Source organism: Paenibacillus sp. FSL R7-0210, assembly GCF_038009085.1.
GTDB lineage: Bacteria > Bacillota > Bacilli > Paenibacillales > Paenibacillaceae > Paenibacillus_AQ > Paenibacillus_AQ silagei.
In genome coordinates this window covers 2,495,419-2,506,869 of the sequence record NZ_JBBPAR010000001.1, presented here as the reverse complement: position 1 = coordinate 2,506,869, position 11,451 = coordinate 2,495,419, and the positions used below count along the sequence as shown (strand labels likewise).

Sequence of the window (11,451 nt, the reverse complement as noted above, 5' to 3'; positions counted from 1 at the left end):
GATGACGGATAAAATCATACTCGGGCAGTATGTCCCCTCAGACTCTGTCATCCACCGGCTTGATCCGCGAACCAAGCTGCTCATCCTTGTAGCCTTCACAATTGGCAGTATGCATCTCCAGGCTATTACCGGATACATTGCTGCGACAGTTCTGGCGGGAGGACAGCTCCTCTTGTCCAGAGTTCCGTTTCGAATGCTCTTACGGGCATTGCGGCCGATTCTATTCATCCTGCTGCTGCCAATGCTCTATCATCTCCTGTTCAACCAGGAAGGACTCAGGAATGAGCTCTTCGCACTCTGGCGGATTCTGCTCCTGGTCTCGCTTGCTCTCATCCTGACATTAACGACGAAACCGCTCGATCTGGCCAAAGGTCTGGAACAGCTGTGCAAGCCGTTATCCCGTTTGGGCGTTCCGGTAGAATCGCTGGCCTTGACGGTCATGCTGGCTATTCGTTTTATCCCCACCATTACCCAGGAGCTGGACCGCATTCTTGTAGCACAACAGGCCAGAGGGTATGATATCAAGGATACCAAAGGCCTTAACCGGATACAGGCTTACATCCAATTAGTGATTCCGCTGCTCGTCACCACCCTTGCGCGGGCGGAGCAGCTGGCGATGACGATTGAGGCAAGGGCTTACGGGAACGGGAAGGGACGGACTTCCTATCGGGTGCTGAAATATGCACGGATGGATTATGCAGCCGGCGGGATCATGCTTGCGTATGTTCTGCTGGGAATTCTGCTGGAGAGATGAGGAGATAGAGCTTGAACAGAACAGCCATACTGGAGCGGCTTCAGTCAGAGCTGCGCGAAGGCAACCATATTATTGGTGTCTCGACAGGTACGGGAATTACAGCCAAGGTTGCCGCTGACAGCGGAGCTGACTTCATTCTAATGCTGAACTCCGGCAAGTTCCGGCAGATGGGGAGAAGTTCGCTGGCGGGGTTCCTGCCCTTCTGCAACAGTAATGAAATGGTGATGGATTTTGCCTCGAAGGAGATTGTACCGCTGGTTAGAGACACTCCGGTGCTGTTCGGGCTGAATGCGAATGATCCGACGAGAGAAATGTCCCTGTATATAGAAGAGATTAAGGCCAGAGGCTTCGCGGGAGTGAATAATTATCCGACGGTCGGCCTGATCGACGGGGTGTTCAGAGAGGCACTGGAGGAGGACGGTATCAGCTATGACAGGGAGGTGGAGGCTATACGTCTGGCTCATCAGCAGGAGCTGTTCACGGTGGCCTTCGTCTTCGACGAAGCAGGGGCGGTCCAGATGGCTGAAGCGGGGGCAGATGTGATCTGTGTGCATCTCGGCCTAACCGTAGGCGGATTGCTGGGGGCACGGAAGGTGGTCTCTCTGGAAGCTGCCAAGGCGAAGGCGCTGCGTATTCTCACTGCCTGCGGAGAGGTTAAGCCTGAAGTCATTAAGATGATCTACGGCGGTCCGGTCAAGACTCCGGTTGACGTCCAGTATATGTACAGCAGCAACACGCAGATTATGGGCTACATTGGCGGCTCTGCCTTTGAACGGATTCCCTCCGAGCAGTCGATTACAGCCATAACCCGCGATTTCAAGCGCCTGGGCAAGCTGGATGAGGATGATCTCATGGTCAAGATGCTCAGCGGCATCACCCGGCATTACGATTACGTAGAATTCGTCAAAGAGTATGTCGCCCAGAATTACAGCGAGGAAGTAGTGTTCGCGGATCTGGCCAAGGTGGCGCATGTGTCGCGCAGTTATTTGAGCAGCTTGTTTAAAAAGGAAGTAGGGTGCAGCTTCCAGAACTATCTGGTCGGCTTCCGTATGCAAAAGGCTGCCATCCTGCTCCAGGCCCCGCATCTGCAATTATCCGAGGTGTCCACAATGGTCGGCTACCCCGACTATGCCCAGTTCAGCCGAATGTTCAAAAAGCTGATGGGCAGCTCGCCCAAGCAGTACAAATCTAACCTAAACACAAAAACATAGAACATAAAAGCGTTTTCATCCATAAAAATGCCCGGTATGATGAATCTATGATTCGTATACGAGGAGGCCACAGAATGAAGACGATCGCCATAGCTGGAACGTTTGATACGAAGGGTGAGGAGTATCTGTACATCAAGCAGCTTGCAGAGGAGCTGGGCCTCAGAGCCCTGATGATCCATACCGGTGTATTCGAGCCAGCCTTTCAACCCGATGTGTCTAACCGGGAGGTCGCATCCGCCGCAGGTGTGGAACTGGACGAGCTTGCCGCGAAGAAGGACCGGGCGTTAGCTACAGAGGTCTTGTCCAAGGGGCTGGAGAAGCTTGCTCCCCGGTTATACCAGGAGGGCAAATTTGACGGCATCATATCCTTCGGGGGCACCGGCGGAACCTCACTGGTTGCCCCTGCCATGAGAGCCTTGCCGATCGGCGTACCGAAGGTGCTGGTATCCACGGTTGCCTCCGGAAATACCGCCCCCTATGTCGGGACCAGCGATATTATGATGATTCCGTCTGTCGTGGATGTCTCAGGCCTCAATTCGATCTCGACGAGAATATTCAGCAATGCGATGTTTGCCATCGCGGGCATGCTCATGTTCGAAGCAGACTATGAACCGGAGAAAAAGCCGCTGGTCGCAGCCACCATGTTCGGAGTGACCACACCTTGTGTGACTGAAGCGCGCAAATATCTGGAGGAGCGCGGCTACGAGGTACTGGTATTCCATGCTACCGGAATCGGCGGACAATCGATGGAGGCGCTGATCGAAGCGGGCTTCATTGAAGGGGTGCTGGACTTAACCACCACCGAATGGGCAGATGAACTGATCGGCGGCGTCTTGAACGCAGGACCGCACCGCCTGGAGGCCGCAGGCCGCAACCGTATTCCGCAGGTCGTCTCGGTGGGCGCCCTGGATATGTGCAACTTCGGACCGGCGGATACCGTACCGGAGAAGTTCAAGGATCGCAAATTCTACCATCATAATCCTACAGTCACCCTGATGCGGACGACCGTGGAAGAGAATGAACAGCTCGGCAGGAAGCTCGCCGAGAAGCTCAATATGGCAACGGAGAGTACGGTGCTTATGCTGCCGCTTGGCGGTATTTCGGCGATTGATGTGGAGGGTCAGCCCTTCTACGGCCCTGAAGAGGACCGGATGCTGTTCGATACCCTGCGCCGGCAGGTGGACCGCTCAAGGGTTGAATTGATTGAAATGGACGAGGCGATCAACGATCCGGCCTTTGCCGGGGCAGCAGCCCAGAAGCTGATTGATCTCATGCAGGCCGCGAAGGCCTGAACCCCACAATAAGGAGGAGCTACTAATGAATAAGCAGACCAGAGCTGAGATTATGGACAGATTCAAGCAAGAGGTGAAGGCGGGTAAGATTCTTCTTGGTGTCGGGGCAGGCACGGGGATTACCGCCAAGAGTAGTGAGGCAGGCGGAGCGGATATGCTGATTGTGTACAATTCCGGGCGTTACAGAATGGCAGGACGCGGTTCACTGGCAGGCTTGCTGTCGTATGGCGACGCCAATCAGATTGTAGTGGAGATGGGCTCGGAGGTGCTGCCTGTCGTCAAGGATACGCCCGTTCTGGCAGGGGTATGCGGCACCGACCCGTTCCGGGTGATGGAGGTATTCCTGAAGCAGCTGAAGGAGCAGGGCTTCAGCGGTGTGCAGAATTTCCCGACCGTGGGTCTGATCGATGGCGTCTTCCGCCAGAATCTGGAGGAGACCGGTATGGGCTACGGCCTGGAGGTTGAAATGATCCGCATCGCCCATGAGCTGGATATGCTGACGACCCCCTATGTGTTCGACCCTGAACAGGCACGGGCCATGGCAGAGGCGGGTGCAGATATTCTGGTCGCCCACATGGGCCTCACCACCAAGGGCACGATTGGTGCAGTTACCGCGTTGACCCTGGACGATTGTGTAGAGCGTATTGAAGCGATTATCGAAGCCGGACGGGCGGTCAACCCGGAGATTATGATTATCTGCCACGGCGGCCCGATTGCCGAGCCAGAGGATGCGGCTTATGTCATTCAACGGACGAAGGGCATCCATGGATTCTTCGGCGCTTCAAGCATCGAGCGCTTCGCGGCGGAGCAGGGAATTACCCGCCAGACCGAGTCGTTCAAAGCGATTCAGCAATAAGCGCAGGCGTACGGCATTACAGCCCTTGATACTTTCAAGGGCTTTTTTTGGGGTTCAACCGTATGCGAAAACCGAATACATCGGGGCACAGCTGTCCGGCTTTAAACTAATTTTAAACAGGGCAGTACGCTCGATTTAACCTTCACCTGATAAGCTGAAGTACATATACAAAGGGAGGGTTAACATCATGAATCCATTGCTTCGCAAAGCAATATTGTCAGCAGTCTTGTGCAGTTTCACTCTAATTACCGTTAGGGGAGCTGTACATGCGGAAGGGGCGCCTGCAGCTGACGTTAAGAGTACGATGTCCGCCGAGGCCGGCTGGAAGGAGAACGTCCGGGCTACTGCGAACATCATCACAACTGTTAAGGCTGAGAAGGGCGACACTTATTCCGATCTGGCGTTTCTTCAGCCGATTCTGGCGGATAAACGGATTGTGAGCTTGGGCGAGGCCTCGCATGGGGCGACCGAATATAATTCGGTGAAGGTCCGGCTAATTAAGTATCTGCATGAAAAGCTGGGCTATAACGTCATCGCCTTCGAGTCCAACCTGGCGGATGCTGCCGCAGCGTATACACAGGTTCAGGAGCTGAAGCCGCAACAGATGATGGAGAACTCCATCTACGGCGTATGGCAGGTGGAAGAGAATCTGCCGCTGTTCGAGTACATAGTGGAGCAGAGCCGTACAGATCATCCGCTGATGCTGACCGGGTTTGACTCCCAGGCCGCCACAGACTCTTTTATTACATTTGTTGAACAATGGTTTGCCGGGGTGGACTCTTCTAAAGCCAAAGCGTTTACCCGGACGGAAGAATGGTATTTGAAGCTTAATATGATTGATGATATCGGAGAGTTTACAGCCCAGAAGGATGCAATCAAGAGCAAATATATGATTTTCCAGGCATTCGTGAAAGAACATAAGGCTTCATTGAGCAAAGTCTATCCCAAACAGCCCAAGCTGGTGCCAACTCTTGAGCGTGTCCTCCAGAACAGGATCGATATGCTGGATTATTACCATCCTCATATTGTACAGCTGCTGGCCGGGGTAGACCCGGAGAAGAACGTTAAGCAGGGGAGCTATGAGAGAGATCGCGTGATGGCAGGGAATGTGGCTTGGCTCGCAAACACAGCCTATCCGGGGGAAAAGATTATTCTGTGGGGACACAACTACCATATCCGCAAACACAATTCTACGATGATTACCGAGCATAATGGATTCGGTTATGATCAGACACCCTATCCTACGATGGGGGAGCTGCTGCCTTGGTCCCTGAAGCAAGATAACTATGTGATCGGATTATATGCTTATGAAGGAAGTGCGCATAAGAACAACGGTAAGGTGGAGCAGATTATGCCGCATGACAAGGGAAGTCTTGAAGAGATTATGGGTGAAGAAACAGGCGCTGCACAGTTTATCAACTTAAGAGACACCACGTTAAGCGCAACCACAGAATGGATGTACACCCCGCGTACCGCCAAGGCATGGGGAGTCCTCAATGAGACAATGATCCCGCGCGAACAGTATGACGGGATACTGCTCATTCAACAGCTTCATCCTTCCACCCCGGTAAAAGATTAGTCCCGCAGCATGTAACGGCTTCTATATTAGCTGGAAATGGGCACTCTTTAATTAAAGAGTGTCTTTTTCGAATATTAAGAGAGGATATGATATAAATCACAGAATGGTCACAGACTCTAGCCGCTATAGCCAGTTTGGGCTATAGGCACTTCAATTCCTTTTATTTACACTTAATTCGGGTTTGCACAAGAAACCATCCTACAGTGGGGGTGAACAATGTTGTAGTGAAAAGGTATGAATGCTCCATCAGCATCAGGGTTCTCGTCTTCATGATTCTAGGCATGTTAATCTGCTCCTTCAATCATGGCAGCATTGTAAGCGCAGACACCAGCACCGGAGTCCTTCCGCTCCAGCCCATCATCGACTCAGCCCGTGAGGGAGATCTAATCACCCTGGCTCCGGGAGCCTATTCCGGTCCGGTCCGGCTGGATAAGCGAGTGATGATTAATGGTAACGGCGAGGCGATTCTGCTGCATACGGTAAAGGACGAGCAGGCGGCGGTGCTGATCACGGCAGACGGTGTAAGGCTTGAGAACCTGAAGATTCAGCAGAATAATGACGGGGAAGCGGCGGCTGTACGCGTTGAAGCGGACAAGGTCACCCTGAAGGGGCTGGTCATTCATTCGGCAGGGTACGGCATACTGCTTCGTGAAGCCGATGGCGGGGTGATCTCGGATAATTCAATAAGCTGGTTCATCCCCACAGGAGAAGCACCGGGAACGAGAGGCAACGGGATCGATCTCTATAACTCTCACGGCGCTGTGATCCGGGGCAACGACATCGCTTATCTGCGGGATGGCATCTATCTGGAGAACAGCCGCAATACGGTGGTGGACCAGAACAAGCTTACTTATCTGCGGTACGGGGTCCACTGCATGTATATCAATGGCTCGAAGGTCACTAACAACACCGGTGAATACAACATTACCGGCGCGATGGTGATGGGTGTTACGGGTGTGGTGGTGTCCGGGAACTCCTTCCGCAAGCAGAGCCGGAATGTGCATTCACAGGGAATTCTGCTCTACGATGTGCGGAATTCCGCGATTATGAACAACCAGGTCGAAGGCAACCGGGTGGGGATTTACATGCAGCAGTCCTCGGATAACAAGCTGCAGCAGAACCTGGTGCTCCGTAACTATATCGGCGTGCAGTTCGAGAATGCAGAGGGCAACCGCTTTGAGCGTAACGGGTTTGTTGCGAACGTCATTGAGGCCCAGGCCACAGGCAGCAGGGACAATGAGATGAACGGGAATTACTGGGATGCCTTTGGCGGACTGGATCTCACGGGGGATGGGGTCAGCGACCTGAAATATGCGATCAACCCCTTCTATCAGGAATTGGTTGCGGGGAATGCAGCGTATCAGCTGTTTTTCCAGTCACCGGGGATGACCTTCCTGAGCGATATGTACACCGGCGGTTCGGCAGGGTGGTCCACCGATTCAGCGCCGCTCATGCAGCTTGAGGCAGGTACGGTTAGCCCGGATCAGGCGGCAGGCGGACAGGGCACGGTCATGGTAGCGGGCTGGCTGCTGCTGTTCCTATCCGTAATTACAATCATATACTTGGGGGTACTGCGATTATGAAACGATGGAGTCTGGTCTTGATGGTAGCAATGAGTCTGGTGATCCTCGCGGCCTGCGGACAGAAGAAATACGAGCCGGTAGCGATTAATGAAGACGTCGATATCTGTGTGGTCTGCAATATGCAGGTGAAGGATGATGCTTTCGCCACTCAGCTAACGACCAAGGACGGCAAGAATTACAAGTTCGACGATATCGGCTGTATGAATGAGTGGAAGAAGAGCAACGGCACGGAGCAGATCGGCATGGATTATGTCCGCGACTATAACGACAAGAGCTGGGTTGAATTCAGCAAGGCGAGCTATGTGTATGACGCTTCTCTGCGTACGCCGATGGCTTATGGAGTGATCAGCTTCAAGGACAAGGCGGCAGCAGAAGCATTCGTGAAGGAGCAGGCGCTAGGCACTGTGCTGACTGCCGGAGAGCTGGCCTCCCATGAATGGAAGCAGAACAAGGATATGATGAACATGGACATGCAGAGCGGGGAAGGTCATATGGAGGAGCATAGCTCAGACGAAGGTACGCATTCCGAAGAGACGGATATGTGAGTATGGCTGACATCCTGCATATTGCCCGCAGAGAGCTTAAGATCGGCTTCCGCAACCCGTGGGCCTATTCCTTCCTGGCCTTGTTCTGTACCTTCAGTCTCGGGCTGCTGCTGATCCATGTGAATAACGCGGTCGAAGGCTATACTGCGGTTACGGGCTCCATGCTGAGCCTGATTCTGTATCTTTTGCCGCTGATGACGTTATTTCTGGGCTCCTTCTCACTGACCTCGGAACGGGAAGACGGAAGCTGGCAGCTGTTATCTACCTATCCCATTGGAACCTTATCATTTGTCCTGGGAAAATATACCGGGCTAGCCGCTGTCCTGCTGACGATTGTAGCGTTTGGTTACGGGCTGATGGGACTGCTCAGCGGCCTGCTCGGGATGGCTTTTGCGGCGGATACTTACTTCCTGTTCCTGGCCTTCTCGGCAGGTCTGGTCTTGCTGTTCCTGACCCTTGCCCTCATCATCGGCTCGTTATCCCGCAACCGCTGGCAGGCCTTGACGATCTCTGTAGCGGTCTGGTTCTTCGCGGTGATCGGCTGGCCGACATTCCTGATCGCAGGCCTAGGGCTGCTCCCGTATCTCTGGATCAAGCCAGTGCTGATTGTGCTGACGATGCTTAATCCGGCTGAGCTGGTGCGCCTGTTCGTGGTGGTGAAGCTGGGCGGAGGGTCGGTTCTGGGACCGGAATATTATCAGTGGGTGGAATGGATTAGCCGCCCGGGCGGCAGCCTGCTGTTCCTCGGGGTCTGCGCTGCCTGGGTGCTGCTGTCCATCTTAGCGGTATATTGGATCTGGGAGAGGGGGCGTTCCCGTGGATAATCCGCTAATTCAGGTGAAAGAGATTACCAAGGTCATCGGGCGGCAAACACTGGTCGAAGAAATCAGCTTCCAGGTTCCAGGCGGCAGCATACTTGCCCTGTGCGGCGGGAATGGAGCTGGCAAAAGCACGGTGCTGCGGATGGTAGCTGGCATTCTACAGCCGACTTCAGGCGAAATTACGGTAAACGGGCTGAAGTGGAAGCAATCCCGCAAGCGCTTTTCCATGCAGATCGGCTATATGCCGGATGATTATCAGTTCAGCCACGGGCTGTCTGCGGAAGAGCTGCTGAATTTCTGGGCGGCGCTGCGCCGGATTCCCAGACGCAAACAGCGGGTAGAGGAGGTGCTGGCTCTAGTCGGACTTGCGGATAAGCGCAACAGCCTGGTGACCACGTTCTCCAAGGGGATGCGCCAGCGTGTGCTGTTCGCGCAAGCGCTGCTGGCGAAGCCGCCGCTCCTGATTATGGATGAGCCGACTAACGGGCTGGACCCGTTCTGGATGAATGAATTCGTGAAGCTGCTGCAGGACATCCGGGAAGAGGGGCATACGGTTCTCTTTTCCACCCACCAGCTGGAGATTGCGGATCAGGTGGCCGATCAGATTGTCTTCTTGAATCAGGGCAAGCATGTGGGGTCAGGCACTACGGCAGAGATCCGTACAGAGTTCGGTTCGCTGTACGCCGCCTTTCACCATAGTCTGGGGCTGGGATGAAGCTGCGCCGGATCGTTACTCTGCTGATTATTGCCGCAGCCTGTGCTGCCGGAATCGGGGTATATCTTCAGCAGTCCAGCCAACCTCCGGCCGGGAGAATGACCGCAGGTGCTTTGGCTCCGGCGTTCGAAGCGGTAACCTTACAGGGGGAGAAGGTGCGCCTCAGCGAATACAAGGGCCGGGTCGTGCTGCTTAACTTCTGGGCGACCTGGTGCAAGCCTTGTATGCGGGAAATGCCGCTGTTAAATGAACTAAGCCAATCCGCAGAGCTTTCAGTCGAGACCTTGTTCGTGAACGCAGGAGAATCCAAGGGGACGGTATCGGAGTATATGGCGGAGCAACAATTCTCTTTTCCCGTCATTATCGATGTTACCGGAAGGATATCTGCCTCGTATAGCGTCAATGCACTGCCGTCAACTTATATCATCAATAAGGCGGGCGAGATAAGCAAAATCGTAGTCGGAGAGATCGGGGATCTCGATACGCTCAAGCAATGGCTGGCTCAGGCCGGAGCTGAATAATGAAGGGATATTCTATTCTAACTACAGCCTCCGCCTGCCGGGAAGATGCTTCCGGTGCAGGCGGAGGCTGTTTTGCGGGCATAAAAAGAAAAATTATTTCTTTTTTAAATTTATTTTAGGAAAAATACTTCATTTAATTAAAATTTCTGCTATACTCATTGCAAAGAGGGAGCAATAAGTCAGGAAGCCTGACGCGGGAAGGGCGCTCACCTTACACTTAATCTGAGGGGGAATGTGGTGTGGGAACTAACAGAAAGGGCTTCACAGTATCGCTGCTGCTGACCATGTCTATGCTGCTTGCGGCTTGCGGAGGAAATGGCAATACGAAGGGGACACCGGCTGCCGGAAGCACCGGAGAACCCGGCACGGGCGCTGAAGCTACGGCTGCGGCGGAGCCGGTGAAGCTTGAATTCTGGACGATTGCACTTCAGCCAACGTTCAATGATTACTTCAATAATCTGATCACCCAGTATGAGGACAGCCACCCCGGAGTAACGGTGGAGTGGAAGGACTATCCCTATGATGCCATCTCACAGCGGCTGTTGACCAGCACGGCCAGCGGCAAGAGCCCGGATGTCGTGAATCTGAACACCGAGTTCGCCAGCCAGCTAGGCAGCAAGGGAGCACTGCTGAATCTGAGCGAGTATCTGACGGATGAGCAGGCGAAGAGTTATTTCGAGGGGATTTATAATTCCACTGTATTCGATGGCAAGGCGTATGCACTTCCCTGGTACACTGGCACAGAAGTGCTGTTCATGAACAAGAAGCTGGTGGAGAAGGCGGGCCTCGACCCTGCGAACCCGCCGCAGACCCGCGAGGAGCTGGTGGAGTGGGCGCGACAGGTTCATGAGAAGACCGGAGCAGCCGGGTATGCCCAGCAGCTGGTCTCCAAGCTGTTCCCCATCGACGGCATCTCAATCCTGAATGAGGACAAGACAGCCGCCGCCTTCAATACGCCGGAAGCAGAGGCGATGATTACCCAGATGCGCGACCTGATGAAGGAAGGGGTAGTGCTCAAGGAGGACGCGGATTTCAGCAAGCAGATTCAGTATTTCTCCGGTGAGCAGGTAGCCTTCCAGTTGTCCGGCCCAACATTCATTAACTTCATCAAGACCTCTGCGCCGGATGTCTACAAGAATACCATTGCTGTCCCGCTGCCGACAGGCAAGGCGAACCTGCGTCTCTCCAATTCGATGAATCTGGTCGTGCCGCAGAAGTCGAAGAACCCGCAGCAGGCGGTGGAATTCGCTGCCTTCCTTACGAATGCCGAGAATCAGACAGCCTTCTCCAAGGCCGCCAACACGCTGCCATCGAGCAAGGCGTCCATTCAGGATCCGTTCTTCACCGAGTCTGACGGCTCTCTGGAAGCTGAAGCGAAGGTGGCTTCTTCGCAGAGTCTGGATAAGGCTACCGATTACATGGTCGGCGTTCCAAGCGCCGCAGATATCAACTCTGCGCTGGCGCGGGGATTGCAGGAGATTCTGATGAACGGCGCGGATATCAAGGAGACGCTGAACAAGGTGGAGAAGGAAGTCAATACTATTATCAGTCAGGGTTCCTAAGCTGCTGAAGCA

At 54.0% G+C, this 11,451-nt stretch carries 11 protein-coding genes; all 11 read left to right on the top strand.

The genetic code is table 11. The annotated features are described in order from the left end of the window. The first annotated feature begins 1 nt into the window (after nucleotide 1). The 11 genes from MKY64_RS10930 to MKY64_RS10880 all read left to right on the top strand — a co-directional run bounded on the left by MKY64_RS10930 (nucleotide 2) and on the right by MKY64_RS10880 (nucleotide 11,439). On the top strand, nucleotides 2-754 hold the full coding sequence (locus tag MKY64_RS10930; protein ID WP_340952897.1) for an energy-coupling factor transporter transmembrane component T family protein: 753 nt from the start codon (nucleotides 2-4) through the stop codon (nucleotides 752-754). A gap of 11 nt (nucleotides 755-765) precedes the next feature. After that, nucleotides 766-1,965 carry a phosphoenolpyruvate hydrolase family protein gene (locus MKY64_RS10925; RefSeq protein WP_340952895.1) on the top strand — a complete coding sequence of 400 codons (1,200 nt, stop codon included), beginning with the start codon at nucleotides 766-768 and terminating at the stop codon, nucleotides 1,963-1,965. Nucleotides 1,966-2,039: 74 nt separating this feature from the next. After that, nucleotides 2,040-3,257: a Tm-1-like ATP-binding domain-containing protein gene (locus MKY64_RS10920; protein ID WP_340952891.1), complete on the top strand. Its 1,218-nt coding sequence runs from the start codon at nucleotides 2,040-2,042 to the stop codon at nucleotides 3,255-3,257. A 25-nt stretch (nucleotides 3,258-3,282) separates the two neighbouring features. After that, nucleotides 3,283-4,113: a phosphoenolpyruvate hydrolase family protein gene (locus MKY64_RS10915; protein ID WP_209990660.1), complete on the top strand. Its 831-nt coding sequence runs from the start codon at nucleotides 3,283-3,285 to the stop codon at nucleotides 4,111-4,113. A 187-nt stretch (nucleotides 4,114-4,300) separates the two neighbouring features. Next, nucleotides 4,301-5,692 carry an erythromycin esterase family protein gene (locus MKY64_RS10910; protein WP_340952889.1) on the top strand — a complete coding sequence of 464 codons (1,392 nt, stop codon included), beginning with the start codon at nucleotides 4,301-4,303 and terminating at the stop codon, nucleotides 5,690-5,692. A 224-nt stretch (nucleotides 5,693-5,916) separates the two neighbouring features. Then, nucleotides 5,917-7,275, top strand: a complete 1,359-nt coding sequence (locus tag MKY64_RS10905) for a right-handed parallel beta-helix repeat-containing protein (protein WP_340952887.1) — start codon at nucleotides 5,917-5,919, stop codon at nucleotides 7,273-7,275. After that, nucleotides 7,272-7,820, top strand: coding sequence for a nitrous oxide reductase accessory protein NosL (locus tag MKY64_RS10900; protein ID WP_340952885.1), 549 nt, complete (start codon nucleotides 7,272-7,274; stop codon nucleotides 7,818-7,820). The genes MKY64_RS10905 and MKY64_RS10900 overlap by 4 nt, the downstream gene beginning before the upstream one ends. A gap of 2 nt (nucleotides 7,821-7,822) precedes the next feature. Then, complete coding sequence (locus MKY64_RS10895; RefSeq protein WP_340958060.1) at nucleotides 7,823-8,644, top strand: ABC transporter permease; 822 nt, start codon at nucleotides 7,823-7,825, stop codon at nucleotides 8,642-8,644. Next, nucleotides 8,637-9,356: an ABC transporter ATP-binding protein gene (locus MKY64_RS10890; protein ID WP_340952883.1), complete on the top strand. Its 720-nt coding sequence runs from the start codon at nucleotides 8,637-8,639 to the stop codon at nucleotides 9,354-9,356. Before MKY64_RS10895 ends, MKY64_RS10890 begins: the two co-directional genes overlap by 8 nt. Then, nucleotides 9,353-9,877, top strand: a complete 525-nt coding sequence (locus tag MKY64_RS10885) for a TlpA family protein disulfide reductase (protein WP_340952881.1) — start codon at nucleotides 9,353-9,355, stop codon at nucleotides 9,875-9,877. The genes MKY64_RS10890 and MKY64_RS10885 overlap by 4 nt, the downstream gene beginning before the upstream one ends. A gap of 239 nt (nucleotides 9,878-10,116) precedes the next feature. Beyond that, nucleotides 10,117-11,439, top strand: a complete 1,323-nt coding sequence (locus tag MKY64_RS10880) for an ABC transporter substrate-binding protein (RefSeq protein ID WP_036727004.1) — start codon at nucleotides 10,117-10,119, stop codon at nucleotides 11,437-11,439. The last annotated feature ends 12 nt before the right edge of the window (nucleotides 11,440-11,451 follow it).

Excerpts from the sequence above, each read along its gene's own strand:
- MKY64_RS10930 (WP_340952897.1), top strand. The coding sequence starts at position 2 with ATGACGGATAAAATCATACTCGGGCAGTATGTCCCCTCAGACTCTGTC.
- MKY64_RS10920 (WP_340952891.1), top strand. The coding sequence starts at position 2,040 with ATGAAGACGATCGCCATAGCTGGAACGTTTGATACGAAGGGTGAGGAG.
- MKY64_RS10915 (WP_209990660.1), top strand. The coding sequence starts at position 3,283 with ATGAATAAGCAGACCAGAGCTGAGATTATGGACAGATTCAAGCAAGAG.
- MKY64_RS10910 (WP_340952889.1), top strand. The coding sequence starts at position 4,301 with ATGAATCCATTGCTTCGCAAAGCAATATTGTCAGCAGTCTTGTGCAGT.
- MKY64_RS10900 (WP_340952885.1), top strand. The coding sequence starts at position 7,272 with ATGAAACGATGGAGTCTGGTCTTGATGGTAGCAATGAGTCTGGTGATC.
- MKY64_RS10895 (WP_340958060.1), top strand. The coding sequence starts at position 7,823 with ATGGCTGACATCCTGCATATTGCCCGCAGAGAGCTTAAGATCGGCTTC.
- MKY64_RS10885 (WP_340952881.1), top strand. The coding sequence starts at position 9,353 with ATGAAGCTGCGCCGGATCGTTACTCTGCTGATTATTGCCGCAGCCTGT.